The sequence below is a fragment of the Mycolicibacterium wolinskyi genome (assembly GCF_002101965.1).
In the GTDB taxonomy this organism is placed as follows: Bacteria; Actinomycetota; Actinomycetes; order Mycobacteriales; family Mycobacteriaceae; genus Mycobacterium; species Mycobacterium wolinskyi.
On the sequence record NZ_LQQA01000018.1, the window covers coordinates 23,232 to 42,992 of the forward strand.

Sequence of the window (19,761 nt, forward strand, 5' to 3'; positions counted from 1 at the left end):
AGCCGCCGCCGTGAACGCAGACTCAACACGGGTGGTCAGTTGAGATGGGTCTTGGCGTAGTCGGATCCGGCGTCGCCTGACCGCAGCCGCGCTTTGAGGCCGGTGGCCCACCAGATCGCGGCAAGCACAACCACTCCGAGGAACACCCACTTGTTGCTGGTGAACTGCGGCAGGAAGAGCAGTGCGATCGCGACTGCGCCGAACACCACGAGCGAGGTGACGTAGAGCGGCAGGCGCCAGCGGCCCAGGTCGAATGTGCCGGGCTCGCCTTTGGGGATGGTGCCGTTGCGGTACCCGACCAGCAGGCCGACGGTCTGCAGGATGTAGACGAAGAAGAACAGCAGCGACGCGATGCCGATGATGTAGTTGAACGCCTTCTCGTTGACCAGGGCCGAGAGCAGCAACAGCGTGGACAGGCAACCCAAGCCGATCACCGCGTAGGTGGGGGCTTTTGTCTTCGGCGAGACGTGGCGCCAGATGTGTGAGAGCGGCAGCATGTTGTCGCGCGCCATGGAGTAGGTCAGCCGCGTGGCGACCAGGATGTTGGCGAGCAGGCATGCCAGGATGTTCGTCAGGGCCACCGCCACAACGATTTTCGTGACGACGGGGCCGGCCTGCTGGTTGATGATCTCTTCGATCGGCGCGGCCGAGTTGGCCTCGACCGCACTGACGTCGCGGATCGCCAGCACGTAGACGATGTACATCAGCAGCTCGATGACGATCGAGGTGACCAGGGCGTAGAACATCGTCTTCGGCACCACCCGGCGCGCGTCCTTGGTCTCCTCGGCGACATCGGCGCCGGACTCGACGCCGATCAACCCGAAGAACGGTCCGAGCGCGGCCGCCAGCCAGGCCAAAAGATACGAATCCTTGTCACCGGCTTCGCCACCGGTGAACAACACCGAGATCGGCTGGTGGTTCTCGGGTGCCGAGAACGCGATGAGCGCGACGAGCGCGGTGGCACCGACGGTGATGACCAACTCAAGGCTGACACCGATGTTGTTGACCATCGTGGCGAACCGGACGCCGTAGATGTTGATCAGCACGCACAGAAACACCACGCCGATGGCGACGAGGATCTGTTCGGACTGGCTCATGTTCCAGCCGAACAGGCCACCGAGATAACCGGACAGGATGAACCCGACGCCGGTCATGCCGCACACCCAGCCCATCAGGGCGATGAACCCGGTGAACCAGCCGAGGCTCGGCCCGTTGATCCGGCTGATCCATTGATAGGAGTAACCGGCCAGCGGGATCTTGGCCGTCAGGTCGGCGGCGATGAAGGCCCACAGCGAGAACACCGCGCCGGCCAGCAGCAGCGTCCACACGAACGGCGCGCCCGCCGTGAAGTAGCCGGCGCCGAACCCGGTGAACACCGCGGTGGTCGCGCTGATGGTGGCGAAGCCGATCGCGAAGGACGCGAGCTTGCCCACCGAACGGTCCAGCTTCTGCGTGTAACCGAACTGGGCGAGCTTGGCGTCCTCGGCACCGAGTGCATCCGGGTTGGCCGAATGAGTGGGTGAAGCCGCGGCATCTAACGCGTCGGTCATGATCACTCCAGGTCAGGCGTAAGGCACAAACGATTGATGTAAGGAAAGCGCCACCGGCCGGTCACCGGAAGTTCCATCTTTTGATGGACTGATAACTGTGGTTTATCAGTACTGCGTGGCAGGCACGGCCACATCTTCGCCGTCGCCGAAACTCCACTGCTGCTGCACGTGCTTGACCAGCGCATCGGCCTGCGGGCTGAGCGTGCCGGGATGCCAGGCGAGCGCGACGTGGCTGAGCGGCCGGTCGACGATGGGCACGTAGGCGATGCCGGGCCGGTCGTAGAACCGCGACACCGACGCCGTCGTGAAGCTGATGCCCAGCCCGCGCGCGATCGCCGTCGTCTCGGCCTCGTACGTCGCGGCCACCGCGGCGATCGTCGGCGGCCGGTTGCCGCGCACGTCCATCGCCATCCAGTAGTCGCGCCACGGGCCCGCGGTCAGCGGCGCGCACACGATCGGATCGTCGAGCAGCTCGGCGATCTCGACCTCACGACGACCGGCCAACCGATGATCCCGGGGCAGGCAGGCCACCCATGACTCGGAGTCGAGGATCAGCATCCGGTGTTCGGGCAGATCCACGGGTGGGCGGATCAGCGCGACCTCGGTACTGCCATCGGCAAGCCCGGCCGTGGGGTCGGCGAAGTCGTACTCGATCGGCTCGACACTGACGTCGGGATAGGCGGTTTCGAAGTGCCGCACGATCCGGAACAACAGATCGGCGCCCGTTCCGATCAGATAGCCGAACCGCAGCCGCCCCTGCCGGGTACCCGAGAGTGTCACCAGGTTCTCCACCACCGCGTCGACTCCGCTGAGCGCCTGCTGCACCTGAGGCAGCCACGCCGCGCCGAGGTCGGTCAGTGCGACTTCGCGCGTGTTGCGGTTGAGCAGAACCACGCCGAAGGCCTGCTCGAGCTGCTTGATCGCGGTCGACAGTGCGGGCTGCGTGATGAACAACCGTTGCGCTGCACGGCGATAGTTGAGCTCCTCCCCCAACACGGCGAAGTACCGCAGCTGGCGCAGCGTCACCTCGGTCATGGCGGCGGACTACCCCGCCGAGCAGACGCGTGGGTACCCGGGAATGCGCGTTCCCGGGTACCTGCGCGTCTGCTCGCGCTAGAAAGGAGTGGGGTCACCGACGCGGTACGCCTCGATCGCGTCGAGGTTTTCGAACAGATCCTCGTGCGTGAACGTGATCTTGTCGACGGTGCCGACGAACGTCACGTGCACCAGTTCGCCGTCCTCGGCCGCATCGAGCCACAGCGATGTCACCGGGACACCGTCCTCGACCTCGCTTCCGGACGGTTCGTAGAACCAGATCGCGAAGTTGTCGTCGGACTCTTCCTCGTCAAAAGTCCAGCCGCGCTCGGTGATTCGCTCATCGAACTCGGCGAGGTCGGCGACGACGGCATCCTGGATCGCCGATAGCTGCTGCACCACCTCGTCCGGCACCCAGCGCGCGTCGCGGCTCGCCTGCCGCTTCTTGCGACGGGCTTTCTTGGCCGCACTCTGCTTTGACACGTGCTAACCCAGTGCCTGGTCCAGATCGGCGATCAGATCCTCGGTTCCCTCCAGGCCCACCGAGATACGGACCACGCCGTCGCCCAAGCCGATGGCCGCGCGGCCCTCGGGCCCCATGGCCCGGTGCGTCGTGGTGGCCGGATGGGTGATGAGCGTCTTGGCGTCGCCGAGGTTGTTGGAGATGTCGATGACGCGCAGCTTGTCGAGCACCTCGAAGGCCCGCGCCTTGCCGTCGGGGGCGTCCAGTTCGAACGTGACGACGGTGCCGCCGCCCCGCATCTGCCGCTTGGCGAGGTCGTACTGCGGATGTGACTCCAGGAACGGGTATTTAACCCAGCGCACCGCGGAGTGGCCCTCCAGGAACTCGGCGACACGCTGCGCCGAACGATTCGCGTAGTCGACCCGAACCGACAGTGTCTCAAGGCCTTTCAGCAGCGTCCAGGCGTTGAACGCGCTGATGGCCGGGCCCGTGTGGCGCATGAGTTTCTGCACCGGGCCGTCGATGTACTCCTGGTCGCCCAGGATCGCACCGCCGAGCACGCGGCCCTGCCCGTCGATGTGCTTGGTCCCGGAGTACACCACGACGTCCGCGCCGAGCGGCAACCCCTGCTGCAGCAGCGGTGTCGCAAAGACGTTGTCCAACACGACTTTTGCGCCTGCGGCGTGGGCCAGGTCGGAGACCGCGGCGATGTCGACCAACGACTGCATCGGGTTCGACGGGGTCTCGAAGAACACCGCCTGGGTGGGCTTGCTCAGCGCCTCTTCCCACTGCGAGAGGTCGTCGCCGTCGACGAACACGGTCTCCACACCCCAGCGCGGCAGGATCTCGTTGCACACCACGAAGCACGAACCGAACAGGCTGCGCGCGGCCACCAGCCGATCGCCCGCTCCGAGCAGCGCACCGAGCGCGGTGAACACCGCGGCCATACCGGTCGCGGTCGCGAAACAGGCGGGCGCCCCTTCGATCAGGCGAAGCCGTTCCTCGAACATCGTGATCGTCGGGTTGCCGTAGCGCGAGTAGACGTACCGGTCGATGTCACCGGTGAAGGCCTTCTCCGCGTCGCCTGCCGTCTCGTAGACGTAACCCGACGTCAGGTACATGGCCTCGGCGGTTTCCTCGAAGCCGGACCGCAGCAGGCCGCCGCGCACACCGATCGTGGCCTGGCTGACGCCGTCCGGCAGGGCTGCCGGGATCCGAACCGACGGAACCTCACTCATGACTGCCCCTAGCTCTGTTTCCAAGGCAGGCCGACGGCCTTCCAGCCGGTGCCACCACGATGCCGGTTCTCGTCCAGGTTGCCCTCGAAACCGTCGAGCACGTTGTACGACGGCCCGATACCGGCTGCCGTCGCGGCTTCGGCAGCACCGATCGAGCGGTTGCCGGAGCGGCACAGGAACACCACCGGCCGGTCGCCTGGCGTGACACCCGACGCCTGCAGATCGTCGACGAACGCGTCGTTGTGGCTACCGTCGGTGCGGTTCCACTCGATGTACACGACGTCGCGCTGAAGCGAGGTCAGGTCCGGGACCCCCACGAAGCGCCACTCGGCGTCGGTGCGACAGTCCACCAGTACGGCCTCGGGATTCTCGCTCAGAAGTTTCCAGGCCTCCTCAGGCGTGATATCTCCGGCATAGCTCACGGGCGTGAGTCTCCCATACTCGAGCAGACCCGCCATTCGCCGTCCTCACGCACGAACGCGGTCTCCACGTTGATCTTGTTGTCTGGCTGATTCTTGAAGTGATAGACGATGGTGGCGCTCGCGCGTTCACCGTCGATCTGAACCGTCGTCACGCCGTCGATGTAGCGTTCACCGTTCTGGTCCACCGAATCCTTCTGGCGGGCAAGGAAATCAGCTTCGGTACCGCGCTGCTCGGCACACGTGTAGTCGGTGAAGGCGGCGAAATCCTCGCGCTGCATGGCGTCGTTCTGCCCGACCGCCGCGCGACCGACCTGCTGCTCGTCGGTCAGCCCGTCGCCCTGGAAAACGTTGACGAGCGCAATGCCGATCACCACGAGCACAATGATCACCAGCGCGGCGAAGAAGGGTGTGGTGGTGGGCCGGTCGGCCCCTGAATTCTCCGTGTCAGCCATGTCCTACCAGAGCTTGCGCAGTGCGGTGCCGACCCGGCGGGCCCGGTCCCGCGCGACGATCACGTCGGGAGCAGTGGCCAGCGCCACACCGAGGCGGCGCCGGGAATCGGATTCGTCGGGACGGCCGAACAGCCGCACGTCGCTCTCCGAGGTGGCCAGCGCCTCGGCCAGCACCGCGGTGACGTTCGTGGACAGCTCGTCGGGGGTTTCGGCGTCGGCGCCGCCGTAGCTGACCTCGGCGGCGGCCGGCGAGATCATGATCGTGTCGACCGCGAGCCCCAGAATGGCCCTGGCATGCAGCTCGAATTCGGAGAGCCGTTGCGAGCGCAGCGTGACCAGGCCGCTGTCGTGCGGCCGGATGCGGACGTCGGAGAAGTACACGTCGTCGCCCTGCACCAGCAGCTCGACGCCGAAGACGCCACGCCCGCCGAGTGAGTTGACGATGCGCGCGGCGATCGACTTCGCGGAGTCCAGCGCGGCGGGCGGCATCTGTTGAGGCTGCCAGGCCTCGAGCACGTCACCGTCGACATGGCGATGGCCGATCGGCTCGCAGAAGTGCACACCCGGCCCGGCCGGACCGGTGGTGCGGATGGCCAGCAGCGTGACCTCGTAGTCCACCTCGACGACCGATTCCGCCAGCACCCGGCTGTGCGCGATCCGGCCCGCGGTGGTCGCGCGCTGCCACGCCGGTTCGATGTCGTCGGGACGCAGCAGCACCGACTCGCCGTCGCGCAACGCGCCCACGACGGGCTTGACCACCAGCGGATAGCCGGCGTGCTCGGCGACGGCACCGAGTTCCTCGACCGAACCCGCGAACCAGAACGGCACGGTCGGCAGCCCGAGTTCGTCGGAAGCCAGCCGGCGCAGGCCCTCGCGGTCCTGGCTGAGCCGGATACTGCGCGGCGTCGGCAGCACCTCGATGTCGCCCCGCTCGGCGGTCGCGACCAGTGCGTCAGCCGCGATCACGCCGGACTCCGCCACGACGTAGCGCGGTTTCTCCCGCTCGATGAGCGCCGCGAGTTCCTCGGCGTCGTTCATCTTGATCACCGCCGACCGGTCCGCCACGCCGTGTGCGGGCGCGTGGTACCGATCGACCGCGACGACGACGCCACCCAGCCGCTGGAACGCCAACGCGAGCTCACGGCTCAGCTCACCGGCGCCCAACAACATCACGGTCGCGCGCGGATCGGTCGGCTGCTCGTCGTCCTGCGGTTCCTGGACTGCCGCCTCTGGTTCCGGCGTGGTGTCCTCCGGTTCCGTGGCTACGTCGGCCTCTTGTACGGCGTCCTCAATCGATTCACTCATCGCATCCCCCAGCCTGCCAGATCGTCAACCAACGCGATGGTCGATATAACACCACCGCCAGCTCTCGCCGGGTTCGGCCGAACGCATGACGGCGTGACCGGTGTGCTGGAAGTGCTTGGTGGCGTGTTGGTGGGGACTGGAGTCACAGCAGCCGACGTGACCGCAGGTCATGCACATCCGCAGATGTGCCCAGCTACTCTCGCCGAGTTGCTCGCACTCCTGGCATCGGCCCGGGGTGAGGGGTTCTGGCTCGGCCCCAGCTTCACGGTCGGCTAAGAGGTGCTCACAGGTTCGCGGCGCCGAGCTCTGCTCGCGCCGGCGTGATCTCCTCAACATGTTGATCAAGGATAAGGACGGCACGCGAAGGAGGTCTGACGACGTGGGTGCCTCACTGCTGGCTGCCCTGGTGGCAGCGGTGCTGCTGGCCGCGTTGGCCCGCCGCTTCGACGTCTCGGCGCCGCTGGCGCTCGTGGTGGCGGGGTTGGCAGGCAGCGCGATCCCGGGTTTCGACGACGTCCATCTCGAGCCCGAACTCGTGCTGTTCGTGATCCTGCCGCCGCTGCTGTGGTCGGCCGGGCTGGAGAGCAGCTATGTGGCGCTGCGCCGCAACGTCCGCCCGATCGGGCTGCTCGCGGTCGGGTTGCCGCTCGCGACGACGTTCGTGGTCGGCGTGGTGGCCTTCCACACTGTTCCCGAGCTGACGATCGCCGCGGCCCTGACCCTCGGCGCGATCGTGGCCCCGCCCGACGCGGTCTCGGCCACCGCGGTCGGCCGCCGGCTCGGCCTGCCGCGCCGCACCATGACCCTGCTGGGCGGTGAAAGCCTGCTCAACGACGCCACCGCGCTGACGGCCTACAAGGTCGCCCTGGCCGCCGCGATCGGCGTCGGCGCCGGGTGGGGCACGGCGCTCGGCACGTTCGCCCTGGCCGCGGTCGGCGGTGTGGTGGTCGGCGGCGCGCTCGGCATGGTGGTCCACCTCATCCGCTCGCGGCTCGACGACCCGCTGGTCGAGAGCGCCATCGGCCTGGTGGCACCGTTCTTCATCTACCTCGTGGCCGAGGAGGTGCACGGCTCCGGAGTGATCGCGGTGGTCGTGGCCGCGCTGCTGCTCGGCCAGCGCGAAACCCAGGCCAGCTACGCCACGCGGCTGCAGGACAAGGCCGTGTGGAAGGCCCTGCAGCTGGTGCTGGAGTCGTTCGCGTTCCTGTTGATCGGCCTGCAGTTGCCGAAAGTGATCAGCGAACTGCGCGGCATCTCGGCGGCGACGCTCGCGATCTCGTCGGCCGCGGTGCTCATCGCGGTGATCGGCGTGCGCATCGTGTGGGTGTACGTCTCGACGTATCTGCCGCGGCTGCTGTCCAAAGAGATCCGCAGGCGTGAGCCGGAGCCGCCGCGCGCTCAGGTGTTCGTCGTGGCGTGGGCGGGTATGAGGGGCGTTGTGTCGTTGGCGGCCGCGTTCGGGGTTCCGCTGACGACGCTGTCCGGCGATGCATTCCCGGGCCGGCCGCAACTGGTGTTCCTGACGTTCGTCGTCGTGGTCGGCACCTTGCTGCTGCACGGACTGACGCTGCCGTGGTTCATCCGGGTGCTGGGCGCGCAAGGCGACGAAGCGCACAGTGACGCCGTCGCCACCGCGGCCGCGCAGGACAAGGCGGCCAGGGCAGCGGCCGAACGGCTCGACGAACTGCTCGCCGCGCAGCCCGCCGGGGCGGACGTGCCCGAACGCGCGGCCGAGGTGCTGCGGGCCTGGAACACGCGCCGCCGCAACGCGGCATGGGAGCGGTTGGGCCGCGACGACGAGGACATCGGCGAGAGCCCCACCTCGGCCTTCCGCCGGCTGCGGCTGGAAATGCTTGCCGCTGAACGCGAGACATTCATCGCCGAGCGCGACGCCGGGCACATCGACGACGAGGTGCTGCGGACCGTCCTGCACGGGCTCGACCTGGAAGAGGCGACGCTGAACCGTGATTAAACGCTTGGGCTGGCTGGCCGTGCTGGTCGTGGTGGTCTCCGGGGGCCTGCTGGGCTTCCTCAGCGGCGGGGACGCCGCGTCGCAGTCGCCGGTGGCGGTTCCGGCGAGCGCCGAATCGGCGCGGGCCGACGCGCTGCGTGCCGAATTCCCCGGCGGCGACCAGGTTCCGGCGATCCTGGTGGTGACCCGGGCCGACGGTGCCGACCTCACGCCGGCCGATGTCGGCGCCGCATCGCAGGCCCGCCAACGCATGAGCGGCGCACCCGGCCCGCCGGTTCAGGTCTCCGACGACAACAAGGCCGCGCTTGCCATCGTGTCCCTCGACGGCAAGCTGTCCGGGTTCGCGCTCAACGACGCGGTGCGCGAGTTGCGCACGAACGCCGCCGACGGACTGCCGGACGGTTTGACGGCCGCCGTGACCGGCGGGCCGGCCTTCGGCGCCGACATCGCGAATTCCTTTGCCGGAGCGAACATCACTCTGCTGGCGGTCACCGCGACGGTGGTTGCGCTGCTGCTCATCGTCACGTACCGATCGCCGGTGCTGTGGCTCGTGCCGCTGCTGGTGATCGGGTTCGCCGACCGTGTCGGTTCCGTCGTCGGCACCGCCGTCGCGTCGGGCCTCGGCCTGAATCCGGACGGATCGACGTCGGGCATCACGAGCGTGCTGGTGTTCGGGGCGGGCACCAACTATGCGCTGCTGCTGATTTCGCGCTATCGCGAGGAACTCGCGAGGGAAGCCGACCACCGTTCCGCCCTCGTCACGGCGGTTCGGGCGGCCGCTCCCGCGATCGTCGCCAGCAACGCCACCGTGGTGCTCGCTCTTTTGACGCTCGTGTTCGCATCGGCCCCCAGCAACCGCAGCCTCGGTGTGCAGGCGGCATCCGGTCTGGTCGTCGCGGCGGTGTTCGTCCTGGTGGTGTTGCCGCCGCTGCTCGCGCTGTGCGGCAAACGCCTGTTCTGGCCGTTCATCCCGCAGGTCGGAGCGAAAGCCCTTACCGACAGCGGCATCTGGCACCGCATCGCCGACTCGGTGGCCCGCAGGCCCGCCCGCGTCGTGGGGGTGTCGCTGGCGGGCCTCGCGATCCTGTGCACCGCGGTGTTCACCACACCCATCGGTCTGACCCAGACCGAACAGTTCCGCGTGCAAGCCGAATCGGTAACCGGCTACGAGACGCTGGCCGCCCACTTCCCGAGCGGGCTGACCGACCCGACGCGCGTCATCGCCGCCACCGACAAGGCCGCCGAAGTCCAGCGGCTCATCACCGACACCGAAGGCGTCGTGACGGCCAACCCGGCCGGTGAGTCGCCGAGCGGATTGAGCCAGTGGTCGGTGATCCTGCAGGCCGAACCGGCATCGGACCGCGCGTTCGAAACGATTGATGCGCTGCGTGATTCGGTGCATGCGGTGGATGCCGACGCACTGGTCGGCGGTTCGGACGCGCAAGCCAGGGATGCCGCCGCGGCGGCTCAGCGTGACCGGCTGGTGGTGATCCCGGCCATCCTCGCGGTGGTGCTCGCGGTGCTCTACATCCTGCTGCGGTCCGCGCTCGCACCGCTGCTACTCGTGGCCGTGACAGTGCTCAGCGCCCTGGCCGCGCTCGGCCTCGGCGGGTGGGCGAGCGTGCATCTCTTCGGATTCCCCGCGCTCGACGACAGCACGCCGTTGTTCGCGTTCCTGTTCCTGGTGGCGCTCGGCGTCGACTACACGATCTTCCTTGTGACCAGGGCCCGCGAGGAGACACCGGAGTACGGCAACCGGCAGGGCATCGTACGTGCGGTGTCGGCCACCGGCGCCGTCATCACCAGTGCGGGCGTTGTCCTGGCGGCGGTGTTCTGCGTGCTCGGCGTGTTGCCGCTGATCGTGCTGACCCAGCTCGGCATCATCGTCGGGCTCGGCATCCTGCTCGACACCTTCATCGTCCGCACGGTGATCATCCCGGCACTGTTCACATTGATCGGGCCGCGGATCTGGTGGCCGGGCCTGCGCGCGGAGCTGTAGGCGGCTGATCAGCCTTTTTCTCACACGCAGGTAGCGTCGAGACATGACTGGGCAGGCCACGCTGCCGCCACTGCACATGCGGCGCAACACGTTCGACCCCACACCGGAACTCGGCGAGATCCGCGAGACCGCAGGCGTGCGGACCGTCGTCAACGCGTTCGGCATGGAGATCTACCTCGTCACGCGCCACGACGACGTCAAGGCCGTGCTGTCGGATCACGAGCGGTTCTCCAACACCAGGCCACCGGGTTTCGTGATGCCAGGAGCGCCGCAGCTTTCCGAAGAGGACCAGGCCAGCGCCCGGGCCGGCAATCTGCTGGGTCTCGACCCGCCCGAACACCAGCGGTTGCGGCGCATGCTCACCCCGGAATTCACGATCCGTCGCATGAAACGCCTGGAGCCACGCATCGTCGAGATCGTCGACGCGCAGCTGGACACGATGCAATCCGCCGGTCCGCCAGCAGATCTGGTGGCCGACTTCGCGCTGCCCATCCCCTCGCTGGTGATCTGCGAGCTGCTCGGCGTGCCGTACGAAGACCGCGAAGACTTCCAGCAACGGTCGGCACGCCAGCTCGATCTGTCCGCACCCATCCCGGAACGGCTTGAGCTGCAACGGCAGGGGCGCGAGTACATGCGTGGGCTCGTCGCGCGGGCCCGCCGCGAGCCCGGCGACGACATCCTCGGCATGCTGATCCGCGAGCACGGTGATGAGCTGAGCGACGACGAACTCGTCGGAATCGCCGGGCTTCTGTTGCTCGCGGGCCACGAAACCACGTCGAACATGCTCGGCCTCGGCGTACTGGCATTGCTCCGCCACCCCGATCAGCTAGCGATGGTCCGTGACGACCCGGACGCCGTCGGGCCCGCGATCGAGGAACTGTTGCGGTGGCTGTCGATCGTGCAGACCGCGATCCCGCGCATCACGACGACCGACGTCGAGCTGGCAGGCGTGCCGATACCGGCCGGGCAGCTGGTGTTCGCGTCACTGCCCGCGGGCAACCGCGATCCCGGTTTCGTCGAGTCACCCGACGTGCTCGACATCCGGCGCGGCGCACCCGGACACCTCGCGTTCGGCCACGGCGTGCATCACTGCCTCGGCGCCCCGCTGGCGCGCATGGAGATGCGCATCGCCTTGCCCGCGCTGCTGCGCCGCTTCCCCGGCTTGCGGCTCGCCGAGCCGTTCGAGGATGTGCAGTGGCGGTCTTTTCACTTCATCTACGGCCTGAAGTCACTGGCGGTAGCGTGGTGAATGCCATGAGAGTAGAAGCAGATCGCGACGCCTGCATCGCGTCGGGCAACTGCGTGATGGTGTCGGACGCGGTGTTCGATCAGGACGACGACGGCGTCGTCGTGGTTCTCGTCGACGACATTCCCGACGAGGAGATCGACCACGCGCGCGAGGCCGTCAAACTGTGCCCGGCGTCAGCGCTCAAGCTTGCCGACTGATCGAGATTCGTCACCGCCCGGCAGGTCGATCACGCCTGCCCGCACCAACAGCCAGGCGCTGACGGCGAGCACCCAGCACGGGAACACCAGCACCAGCCACATGCTGACATCGCCCGCGATCAGAAGCGCCAGTGCGGCAACGTAGGTGCTGTAGACCAGGGGGCGCGGCATCAGGCCCGTCTTCAACCAGATCGTGGCCAGCGAGATCATGAACACCGCGGCCATGCGCACGCCGTAGGTCTTGCTCAACGCCATCAGCAACATCTGGCCGAACGCCACGACTTCGGCGTGCGCTTCGGCGTCGACCATCCCGGCCTTGCTCGCGATCAGACCGGCGCCGACCGCGCTGGACGCGAACATCATCGCCAGGAACAGGATGCCGCTGCCAAGGAACACCGAGGCGAAGAACCGGTCCTCATAGCGCCCGAACCCGTCGCGCACCACGCCGATGAACCACAGGAACGCGATGCCGGCGAACGGCATCAGCACTGCCGCCAGCCGAAGCCGGTCAGCCGCGCCGTCGGCCCACTGGGAACCGGGTTGGGCGCCCTCGGGCAGGGCGGTGCGGATCAGAATCAGTGTCGCGCCGAACAACAATGCGAACAGCACGCCTGCGAAGGCGGCCGCGCGCGGTGTCGACAGGCGGTGCAGATGGCGTTCGACCACTGCGCAATGTTCGCACGGGTCAGGGCTGGCCGGGCAGCAATCTGATCATCAGGCCGTTGGCCTCGGCGAGCAGATTCTCGTCGGCGTCACGCAGTTCGGCGTTGACGAAAGCCTTGCGGCCCTCGGCTTCCCGCACCCACCCGCGCGCGGTCAGCACCGTGTCGATGGGCGTCACCTTGCGGTAGTCGACATGCAGGAACGCGGTCCGGCTGATCGGGCGGCCCGCGGCGTGGATGACCATGCCGAACACCGAGTCGAACAACAACGGCAGCACTCCGCCGTGTACCGCGTAGTTGCCGCCGACGTGGAAACGGCTGAACTGCACGTGCAATTCGACGCCGTCGGCCTCGAATTTCGACACCGTCCACGGCGGCATGAGCAGGCTGCCTGCACCGGGCAACGACGGTACGCGGTTGGCCGGGCCGACACCTTCGCCCGCCTCGTACGGGTCGAGCAGCTTGACGAGTTCCTCGGCGCGGTCGGCGGCGTCGTCCCACGTATCGCTGTCCGGGTTCGCCGACACCGCAAGGTCTTGCACGCGGCGCATCGCCGCGACGAACCGCCCGAATCCGGGGCCCGGTTCGGCGGCCTCGAAAAGCGGGAAGCCGCCGTGTCTGTCGTAGTCCGGATCGCTCGATTCGGTCACTTGGCCGCCAGGATGTCGCGGCGCACGATCGTCTGTTCGCGACCCGGGCCGACGCCGATGCACGAAACATGCGCTCCGGCAAGCTCTTCCAGCCGCAGCACATAATCGCGCGCCTTCGCGGGCAGATCGTCGAACTCACGCGCCCCGGAGATGTCCTCCCACCAGCCGGGCAGTTCTTCGTAGATCGGCTCGGCCCGGTGGATGTCGGACTGCGTCATCGGCATCTCGTCGGTGCGCTTGCCGTCGACCTTGTAGCCCACGCACACCGGCACCGTCTCCAGGCTCGACAGCACGTCGAGCTTGGTCAGGAAGTAGTCGGTGATGCCGTTGACCCGGGTCGCGTAGCGCGCGATGACGGCGTCGAACCAGCCGCACCGGCGCGCCCGGCCGGTCGTCACGCCGACCTCGCCGCCGGTCTTGGCCAGGTAGGCACCGTGCTCGTCGAACAGCTCGGTCGGGAACGGACCCGAGCCGACACGCGTGGTATAGCCCTTGAGGATGCCCAGCACGGTGGTGATGCGGGTGGGCCCGATACCCGAACCCACCGCGGCTCCACCGGCGGTCGGGTTCGAGGACGTCACGAACGGATACGTGCCGTGGTCGACGTCGAGCAGCGTGCCCTGCGAGCCTTCCAGCAGCACGGTCTCGCCGTTCTCCAGTGCCTGGTTGAGCAGCAGGCGGGCGTCGGCGATGCGGTGCTTGAAGCCTTCGGCCTGAGTCAGCAGGTTCTCGACCACCTCGGCGGGCTCGAGCGCCTTGCGGTTGTAGATCTTGACCAGTACCTGGTTCTTGAATTCCAGTGCAGCCTCGATCTTTTCCGCCAGCAGCGTCTCGTCGAGCACATCGGCGACGCGAATCCCGATCCGGGCGATCTTGTCCTGGTAGCAGGGCCCGATGCCACGACCGGTGGTGCCGATCTTCTTGCTGCCCGCCCAGCGCTCGACCACCTTGTCGATGGCGACGTGGTACGGCATCAGCAGATGTGCGTCGGCGGAGATCAGCAAGCCCGACGTGTCGACGCCGCGCTCCTCCAGCCCCTTCAGCTCAGTCAGCAACACGCCTGGGTCGACCACCACACCGTTGCCGATGACGTTGGTGACCCCGGGCGTGAGGATGCCCGAGGGAATGAGGTGCAGTGCGAAGTTCTCCCCGGTCGGCAACACGACGGTATGCCCGGCGTTGTTGCCCCCCTGGTAGCGAACTACCCACTGCACACGTCCACCGAGTAGATCGGTGGCCTTACCTTTGCCCTCATCGCCCCATTGGGCACCGATGAGCACGATTGCCGGCATGGCGTAATCTCCCGCCTATCTCCGCGCCTAAAGTGGTGCAGCCGGTAGGTCACCTTATCCCAGCACACGCGAGGAGCACATTTTGTCCACCTCAGGTGGCGTCGTGGTGGTCGGATCGGGCCCGGTGCCCCGCCCGCTGCGGAACCTGCCGACGGCCGGAGCCGACGAGATCGAAGCCCATCGCCGCGTCATCGTGACCGGCCCGATCGCTGATCTGGCCGCGGTCCTGACCAGGTTGCTGAAGGCCGACCGCCTCGACATCGAGGTCGCGCACGCCCGGTCGAGCTGGTCGGCGCGGCGCGCGCTCAGCGGCGCGGCGCAACGGGTGCCGTTGATCCGCGACGAGACCGGGACCGTGATCGTGTCGGCCGCGGAATGGCGTGGTCTCGACGGTGCGCCCCTGCATGGCGAGGCCGTCGTGGACGATGCCGTGCTGTTCGACGGCGACGCGTCCGGTGTGCGGATCGAGCCCACGCTGAGCCAGCCCGGACTGCGCGCGGCGGTGCTGTCCGCGCGCGGCCGCCCCCGCGGCTGGGTGAGCGGACGCGCCGCGCAACTCGGCACCACGGGAGCCCGGGTGATCCGCGACGGGGTGCCCGCGGCCCGGCAGGTACGCCGGTCGACGTTCTACCGTCACACCGAGGGCTGGCTGCGGGTCGGCTGAACAGGGCGCATGCCGGTAGCGTCGAATCGTGAACATCCGTCCGCTGCATCAATCGGTACGGCCGAGCCCGGTCTTCCTGGCCGTCGTCGCAATCACCATCGGCGGCGGTGTGCTGGCCTGGCTGGCCGCCGACAATGTGCGACCCCTGTCCTACGTCGGGGTGTTCATCCTGGTCATCGCGGGCTGGCTGGTGTCGCTGTGCCTGCACGAGTTCGGCCACGCCTTCACTGCATGGCGGTTCGGCGACCATGACGTCGCGGTGCGCGGCTACCTGACGCTCAACCCGCTCAAGTACTCCCATCCCATGCTGTCGCTGGGCCTGCCCGTGCTGTTCATCGCGCTCGGCGGTATCGGGTTGCCCGGCGGCGCGGTCTACGTGCGCACGTCGTGGATGACCGCGCGGCAGAAAACGTTGGTGAGCCTGGCCGGGCCTGCTGCGAACCTGGTGCTTGCGGTGGTGTTGCTCGGGCTGACCCGCATGTTCTACGACCCGGCGCACGGCGTGTTTTGGTCCGGCGTTGCGTTCCTGGGTTTCCTGCAGGTGACGGCCTTGGTGCTCAACCTGCTGCCGATCCCGGGGCTCGACGGCTACGGCGCACTCGAACCGCATCTGAAGCCCGAGACCCAGCGTGCGCTCGAACCGGTCAAGCAATGGGGCTTTTTCATCCTGCTGATCCTGCTGATCGCTCCCGCGCTCAACCGCTGGTTCTTCGGTGTCGTCTACTGGTTCTTCGACTTCTCGGGGGTGTCGAGCTATCTGGTGTCGGTGGGCGGGCAGCTCACGCGGTTCTGGTCGGCCTGGCTCTAGAGCTCGGCCAGCACCGCGCGCAGGTCGGCACGCAGATCGCCTGTGCCCTCGCGGTAGAACGGGCCCGCGCCGTTGGACAGCAGCATCCGCAGCCGGGCGATCCCGTGTGCGCGCACCGGACGCGACGCTTCGAGGCGTTCCCTGATCTCGTCGATGAGCGTCACCGCTGATCCCACGGTGCCGTCGTCGAGCGGGACGCGCGACGAATACAACGTCGGGTCGCGGTGCAGTTCCCGCAGCACCACCCGCAAGATCAACGCGATCTGACGGCGCTGGCCGTCGGAGGTCGACCGAGCCACATGCACCGCCAGCGCGCTACCCGGTTCGGGCGCCGTCCCGGCCAGCAGCTGGCGGTCGTACCGCCCCGGGGCCAGCCGCGCAGCGAGCCGCGTCAACGGGGTGCCGGGCTCACGTAGACCGGCCGGCGCCGCGTCATCGGCCGGCCAGACGGGCGGCGGAAGTGCGGGACCGCCGTCGTGTGTCATTCCGTCGTGTGTCATGCCACTTTGGGCAACCCGCCGCGCGTCCGTGCCATTCCGGCGGCGGGGTGACACTTGCGACATATGCGAACTTCCGCATATATTGCGGGCATGGGTGCCGGCCACGATCACAGTCATCACGCCGATACGCGCGTCAGCCGGATGGTCATCGCCGCCGCGATCCTGACGGCGTTCTTCGTCATTGAGCTGGTCACCGCACTGTGGATCAATTCGATCGCGCTGCTGGCCGACGCGGGCCACATGCTCACCGACCTCGTCGCGATGTTCATGGGCTTGACCGCGGTGTTGCTGGCCCGCCGCGGCAGCACCTCACCGGCGCGTACCTACGGCTGGCATCGCGCCGAGGTCTTCACCGCGGTCGCCAACGCCGCGCTGTTGCTCGGCATGGCGGCGTTCATCCTCTACGAAGCGTTCGAACGGCTCGGCAACGCACCCGAGGTGCCGGGCGTCCCGATGATCGTCGTGGCGCTCGCCGGCCTCGTGGCGAACGCCATCGTGGTGATGATGCTGCGCTCGCACTCGAAAGACAGCCTCGCGGTCAAGGGCGCCTACATGGAGGTCGTGGCCGACACCGTCGGCAGTATCGGCGTCTTGATCGCCGGCATCGTCACGGTGACCACGAGGTGGCCCTACGCCGACGTCGTGGTCGCCGTGCTCGTGGCGCTGTGGGTGCTGCCCCGTGCGATCGCATTGGCGCGCGCGGCCCTGCGCATCCTCTCGGAGTCCTCCCCGAGCCATATCGATGTCGAAGAACTCCGCAGCGCGCTCGGCGAGGTGAACGGCGTGACGGGCGTGCACGATCTGCACGTGTGGACGCTGGTGCCCGGCAAGGACATGGTCACCGCACACCTGACGAGCAGCGGCGACACCGCACGGGTGCTCGACGACGCACGGGCTGTGCTGACCGCGCGCGGTCTCGAACACGCCACGGTGCAGGTTGAGCCGCCCAGTTCGGCAGGCGACTGCAAGTGCGAAGCGAAGTTCTGAAAGCTAGGCCAACCCGAGTTCGGCGCGGGCGCCGGGATCGCAGTCGTCGAGCAGGTCCAGGCACCGCTGGAACTCGTCGGTTTCGCCGATGTCGTCGGCCGCCCGGGCCAGCGCGGCCACACAGCGCAGGAAGCCCTGATTCGGCTCATGACTGAACGGGACCGGACCGAAGCCCTTCCATCCGTTGCGACGCAACTGGTCGAGCCCGCGGTGGTAACCGGTGCGCGCGTATGCGTATGCCGTGACGGCCTTGTCATCGTCGAGCGCGGACTCGGCCAGCACGGCCCACGCGATCGACGCCGATGGGTGCGCGGCGGCAACCACGGCCGCCTTCTCGCCCGCAGCCAGTTCCTCCTCGGCGGCAGGGTCACCCGGGAGGTACACCGGCTCCGGTCCTAACAGATCACCCATGCGTGTCATGCCCCTATTCTGCACGGGCCGATCGCACGCCGACCGATAAGCTCCACCGATAGCGACGTACGGGAGGACCGCAGCAGGGATGTCGAACCCATCGGGACCTGACGAGGACAACACGCCAGAAGGAGTAGACGAGCCGACGGAGCCGACCAAGCCGACCGCCGAGCAGGCCGACGCGCCGACCGAACACTTCGTGGTGGACGCCGAGCACGAGCCGGCCACCGAGATCATCGGCTCGCCCACCGCGGTCACCGAGGCGGTGCAGCAGGCCGATGAACGTCGCTACACCGCGCCGTCCGGATTCGACGGATCCACGCAGAAGATCGACACCCCACCGGATCCCGAAACCGAGGTGTTCGCGCCGCCTTCCGACGCGCCAACCGTCCCCGAGTCGTCGAAAAGCGCTGCACCGCAAGTCATCCCGCCACGCGAGGACGCACCCAAGCCGCCAGCGCCGCCGACCGCCCGGCGCAGCTGGGGCTGGGTCGTGGCGGTCGTGCTGGTCATCGCGGCCCTGGTCGCGATCGCGGTACTGGGCACCGTCCTGCTGACCCGCAACTCCTCGCCACTGTCCTCACAGGAGGACAAGGTCCGCGAGACCATCCAGAGTTTCGACGTCGCGATCCAGAACGGTGATCTGGCCACGCTGCGTTCGATCACCTGCGGCAGCACGCGCGAGAACTACGTCAACTACGACCAGCGCGCATGGGACGAGACCCACGCCCGCGTCGCGGCGGCCAAGCAGTACCCCGTCGTCGCCAGCATCGACCAGGTGGTCGTCAACGGCGACCATGCCGAGGCCAACGTCACGACCTTCATGGCCTTCGCGCCGCAAACCCGCTCGACCCGCAGTTTCGACCTGCAGTTCCAGGACGATCAATGGAAGATCTGCCAGGCGCCGGTTGGCTAACCTGAGGCGGTGACCAAGGGGGCATCCAGACTCGCGCTCGCGCTCAGCGCGGTGTTCGTGGTCGTTGCGGTCGGCGTGGCGGCGGTTCTGTTTCGCGATGCGCGCGTCAGCGTGGTGAGCGTGAAGCCGGACTTCCCCGCGCTCGACCGCACCGCCCTCAGCCCCGTTCAGCAACGCGTCGTCGACATCTTGCGCACGCAGTACGACGCGCAGCCGTCCGGTACGGCGTTCTCCGAGGGCGTCGACGAGCCCTGGTGCGCCGACTTCGTCAGCTGGGTGCTCAACGAAGCCGGGCAGCCGCTGTCGAATCCGCATTCGGGGCACTGGCGTATCCCCGGCGTCTACACGCTGCAGGAGTACTACCAAGCGGCGGGGCGCTTCGAGGCACCCGGTGGGTATCGGCCGCAGACCGGCGACGTGGCACTCTACGCCGACGGCAGTCCCCTCGGCCTGCACACCAATTTCGTTCTGGCCGTGGATGACAACGTCATCACCACGGTCGGCGGCAACGAAGAGGGCGATATCAAGGTGCGCACTTTCGAGCCTGGGCCGTGGCTCCTGGGCTACGGGCGACTGGCCTGAGGCGTCGATTCCGCGCGCTGTCCTCACATAGTCGGTGTGCCCGCCTATTAGCGACAATGTCGCTGAAACCGTCTCTTGCGTAACGCCATTCGCAGCTACCCCACGCCGGAGGCATCACCGGCCACACTCTCCTCGAAGGCCACTCAGGTAACGCATTTTTCGCTGCCCGCCTTACAGCGACAAAGTCGCGCGGTGGTCTATCAATGCCCCTCGAAACCACCGGTATTCGAGAAGTTCACGCGAGTAACGCTACGGCGGAGATTCGGGCCCGCGGCCGCCACAGCGTTACTGGCGCAGCGATCTGCCACTATGCCGAGGATCCCAGCCACCATGTGGCATGTTCTGATCCGGGACATCGCTGACAGGTGGATGTCTCGGGACATCGCTGACACCTGAGGGTGGCTGTG

Annotated in this window: 22 protein-coding genes; 9 read left to right on the forward strand and 13 right to left on the reverse strand. The window is 67.7% G+C overall.

Translation table 11 applies throughout. The annotated features are described in order from the left end of the window. Nucleotides 1-35: 35 nt before the first annotated feature. From AWC31_RS19675 to AWC31_RS19710, 8 genes are all read right to left on the reverse strand, one after another. Nucleotides 36-1,550: an APC family permease gene (locus AWC31_RS19675; RefSeq protein ID WP_085145757.1), complete on the reverse strand. Its 1,515-nt coding sequence runs from the start codon at nucleotides 1,548-1,550 to the stop codon at nucleotides 36-38. 105 nt (nucleotides 1,551-1,655) lie between these two features. After that, a complete protein-coding gene (locus AWC31_RS19680; protein ID WP_084356825.1) occupies nucleotides 1,656-2,585 on the reverse strand; it encodes a LysR family transcriptional regulator in 930 nt (309 codons plus the stop codon). Nucleotides 2,586-2,663: 78 nt separating this feature from the next. Then, a complete protein-coding gene (locus tag AWC31_RS19685; RefSeq protein WP_067853380.1) occupies nucleotides 2,664-3,068 on the reverse strand; it encodes a hypothetical protein in 405 nt (134 codons plus the stop codon). A 3-nt stretch (nucleotides 3,069-3,071) separates the two neighbouring features. Next, a complete protein-coding gene (locus AWC31_RS19690) occupies nucleotides 3,072-4,286 on the reverse strand; it encodes an O-succinylhomoserine sulfhydrylase (protein WP_085145740.1) in 1,215 nt (404 codons plus the stop codon). Nucleotides 4,287-4,294: 8 nt separating this feature from the next. Next, nucleotides 4,295-4,708, reverse strand: coding sequence for a rhodanese-like domain-containing protein (locus tag AWC31_RS19695; protein ID WP_067853373.1), 414 nt, complete (start codon nucleotides 4,706-4,708; stop codon nucleotides 4,295-4,297). Continuing rightward, complete coding sequence (locus AWC31_RS19700; protein WP_085145741.1) at nucleotides 4,705-5,160, reverse strand: Rv0361 family membrane protein; 456 nt, start codon at nucleotides 5,158-5,160, stop codon at nucleotides 4,705-4,707. Before AWC31_RS19700 ends, AWC31_RS19695 begins: the two co-directional genes overlap by 4 nt. Nucleotides 5,161-5,163: 3 nt before the next feature. Next, nucleotides 5,164-6,465, reverse strand: a complete 1,302-nt coding sequence (purT, locus tag AWC31_RS19705; protein ID WP_085145742.1) for a formate-dependent phosphoribosylglycinamide formyltransferase — start codon at nucleotides 6,463-6,465, stop codon at nucleotides 5,164-5,166. A 24-nt stretch (nucleotides 6,466-6,489) separates the two neighbouring features. Further along, complete coding sequence (locus AWC31_RS19710) at nucleotides 6,490-6,801, reverse strand: UBP-type zinc finger domain-containing protein (protein ID WP_084356834.1); 312 nt, start codon at nucleotides 6,799-6,801, stop codon at nucleotides 6,490-6,492. A gap of 43 nt (nucleotides 6,802-6,844) precedes the next feature. Here AWC31_RS19710 and AWC31_RS19715 point away from each other — a divergent pair, with 43 nt between their 5' ends. From AWC31_RS19715 to AWC31_RS19730, 4 genes are read left to right on the forward strand one after another with little or no spacing between them, the layout of a single operon-like run. Next, nucleotides 6,845-8,437 carry a Na+/H+ antiporter gene (locus AWC31_RS19715; RefSeq protein WP_085145743.1) on the forward strand — a complete coding sequence of 531 codons (1,593 nt, stop codon included), beginning with the start codon at nucleotides 6,845-6,847 and terminating at the stop codon, nucleotides 8,435-8,437. Next, nucleotides 8,430-10,436 (forward strand): MMPL family transporter, encoded by a 2,007-nt coding sequence (locus tag AWC31_RS19720; protein ID WP_085145744.1) that lies wholly within the window; start codon nucleotides 8,430-8,432, stop codon nucleotides 10,434-10,436. The genes AWC31_RS19715 and AWC31_RS19720 overlap by 8 nt, the downstream gene beginning before the upstream one ends. A gap of 43 nt (nucleotides 10,437-10,479) precedes the next feature. Beyond that, nucleotides 10,480-11,685: a cytochrome P450 gene (locus tag AWC31_RS19725; RefSeq protein ID WP_085145745.1), complete on the forward strand. Its 1,206-nt coding sequence runs from the start codon at nucleotides 10,480-10,482 to the stop codon at nucleotides 11,683-11,685. A gap of 5 nt (nucleotides 11,686-11,690) precedes the next feature. Further along, nucleotides 11,691-11,882, forward strand: a complete 192-nt coding sequence (locus AWC31_RS19730) for a ferredoxin (RefSeq protein WP_067853423.1) — start codon at nucleotides 11,691-11,693, stop codon at nucleotides 11,880-11,882. On the opposite strand, the gene AWC31_RS19735 is transcribed toward AWC31_RS19730, so the two are convergent. From AWC31_RS19735 to AWC31_RS19745, 3 genes are read right to left on the reverse strand one after another with little or no spacing between them, the layout of a single operon-like run. Continuing rightward, a complete protein-coding gene (locus AWC31_RS19735; protein WP_234816920.1) occupies nucleotides 11,859-12,548 on the reverse strand; it encodes a hypothetical protein in 690 nt (229 codons plus the stop codon). The genes AWC31_RS19730 and AWC31_RS19735 overlap by 24 nt on opposite strands. 19 nt (nucleotides 12,549-12,567) lie before the next feature. Further along, nucleotides 12,568-13,194 (reverse strand): PaaI family thioesterase, encoded by a 627-nt coding sequence (locus AWC31_RS19740; protein WP_085145746.1) that lies wholly within the window; start codon nucleotides 13,192-13,194, stop codon nucleotides 12,568-12,570. Continuing rightward, on the reverse strand, nucleotides 13,191-14,486 hold the full coding sequence (locus tag AWC31_RS19745) for an adenylosuccinate synthase (protein ID WP_085145747.1): 1,296 nt from the start codon (nucleotides 14,484-14,486) through the stop codon (nucleotides 13,191-13,193). Before AWC31_RS19745 ends, AWC31_RS19740 begins: the two co-directional genes overlap by 4 nt. Before the next feature lie 79 nt (nucleotides 14,487-14,565). Between AWC31_RS19745 and AWC31_RS19750 the strand changes: the two genes are divergently transcribed. Both AWC31_RS19750 and AWC31_RS19755 read left to right on the forward strand, forming a co-directional pair. Further along, nucleotides 14,566-15,150, forward strand: coding sequence for a hypothetical protein (locus tag AWC31_RS19750; protein ID WP_165766003.1), 585 nt, complete (start codon nucleotides 14,566-14,568; stop codon nucleotides 15,148-15,150). A 28-nt stretch (nucleotides 15,151-15,178) separates the two neighbouring features. Continuing rightward, complete coding sequence (locus tag AWC31_RS19755) at nucleotides 15,179-15,958, forward strand: site-2 protease family protein (protein WP_085145748.1); 780 nt, start codon at nucleotides 15,179-15,181, stop codon at nucleotides 15,956-15,958. Here AWC31_RS19755 and AWC31_RS19760 read toward each other — a convergent pair. Further along, nucleotides 15,955-16,458: a hypothetical protein gene (locus tag AWC31_RS19760; RefSeq protein WP_085145749.1), complete on the reverse strand. Its 504-nt coding sequence runs from the start codon at nucleotides 16,456-16,458 to the stop codon at nucleotides 15,955-15,957. The genes AWC31_RS19755 and AWC31_RS19760 overlap by 4 nt on opposite strands. Nucleotides 16,459-16,548: 90 nt before the next feature. On the opposite strand from AWC31_RS19760, the gene AWC31_RS19765 reads away from it, so the two are divergent. Continuing rightward, nucleotides 16,549-17,445 carry a cation diffusion facilitator family transporter gene (locus tag AWC31_RS19765; protein WP_067853339.1) on the forward strand — a complete coding sequence of 299 codons (897 nt, stop codon included), beginning with the start codon at nucleotides 16,549-16,551 and terminating at the stop codon, nucleotides 17,443-17,445. 3 nt (nucleotides 17,446-17,448) lie between these two features. On the opposite strand, the gene AWC31_RS19770 is transcribed toward AWC31_RS19765, so the two are convergent. Beyond that, nucleotides 17,449-17,865, reverse strand: a complete 417-nt coding sequence (locus AWC31_RS19770) for a DUF3151 domain-containing protein (protein WP_085145750.1) — start codon at nucleotides 17,863-17,865, stop codon at nucleotides 17,449-17,451. Nucleotides 17,866-17,944: 79 nt separating this feature from the next. Here AWC31_RS19770 and AWC31_RS19775 point away from each other — a divergent pair, with 79 nt between their 5' ends. Both AWC31_RS19775 and AWC31_RS19780 read left to right on the forward strand, forming a co-directional pair. After that, nucleotides 17,945-18,772, forward strand: coding sequence for an Rv0361 family membrane protein (locus AWC31_RS19775; RefSeq protein WP_085145751.1), 828 nt, complete (start codon nucleotides 17,945-17,947; stop codon nucleotides 18,770-18,772). Between the two features lie 9 nt (nucleotides 18,773-18,781). Beyond that, a complete protein-coding gene (locus tag AWC31_RS19780; protein ID WP_085145752.1) occupies nucleotides 18,782-19,354 on the forward strand; it encodes a CHAP domain-containing protein in 573 nt (190 codons plus the stop codon). Nucleotides 19,355-19,761 lie beyond the last annotated feature (407 nt).

What these genes read in the sequence shown, in the direction of transcription:
- AWC31_RS19675 (WP_085145757.1), bottom strand. Translation starts at nt 1,550, where the DNA reads ATGACCGACGCGTTAGATGCCGCGGCTTCACCCACTCATTCGGCCAAC.
- AWC31_RS19680 (WP_084356825.1), bottom strand. Translation starts at nt 2,585, where the DNA reads ATGACCGAGGTGACGCTGCGCCAGCTGCGGTACTTCGCCGTGTTGGGG.
- AWC31_RS19690 (WP_085145740.1), bottom strand. Translation starts at nt 4,286, where the DNA reads ATGAGTGAGGTTCCGTCGGTTCGGATCCCGGCAGCCCTGCCGGACGGC.
- AWC31_RS19700 (WP_085145741.1), bottom strand. Translation starts at nt 5,160, where the DNA reads ATGGCTGACACGGAGAATTCAGGGGCCGACCGGCCCACCACCACACCC.
- purT (WP_085145742.1), bottom strand. Translation starts at nt 6,465, where the DNA reads ATGAGTGAATCGATTGAGGACGCCGTACAAGAGGCCGACGTAGCCACG.
- AWC31_RS19710 (WP_084356834.1), bottom strand. Translation starts at nt 6,801, where the DNA reads ATGTTGAGGAGATCACGCCGGCGCGAGCAGAGCTCGGCGCCGCGAACC.
- AWC31_RS19725 (WP_085145745.1), top strand. Translation starts at nt 10,480, where the DNA reads ATGACTGGGCAGGCCACGCTGCCGCCACTGCACATGCGGCGCAACACG.
- AWC31_RS19730 (WP_067853423.1), top strand. Translation starts at nt 11,691, where the DNA reads ATGAGAGTAGAAGCAGATCGCGACGCCTGCATCGCGTCGGGCAACTGC.
- AWC31_RS19745 (WP_085145747.1), bottom strand. Translation starts at nt 14,486, where the DNA reads ATGCCGGCAATCGTGCTCATCGGTGCCCAATGGGGCGATGAGGGCAAA.
- AWC31_RS19760 (WP_085145749.1), bottom strand. Translation starts at nt 16,458, where the DNA reads ATGACACACGACGGAATGACACACGACGGCGGTCCCGCACTTCCGCCG.
- AWC31_RS19765 (WP_067853339.1), top strand. Translation starts at nt 16,549, where the DNA reads ATGGGTGCCGGCCACGATCACAGTCATCACGCCGATACGCGCGTCAGC.
- AWC31_RS19770 (WP_085145750.1), bottom strand. Translation starts at nt 17,865, where the DNA reads ATGACACGCATGGGTGATCTGTTAGGACCGGAGCCGGTGTACCTCCCG.
- AWC31_RS19775 (WP_085145751.1), top strand. Translation starts at nt 17,945, where the DNA reads ATGTCGAACCCATCGGGACCTGACGAGGACAACACGCCAGAAGGAGTA.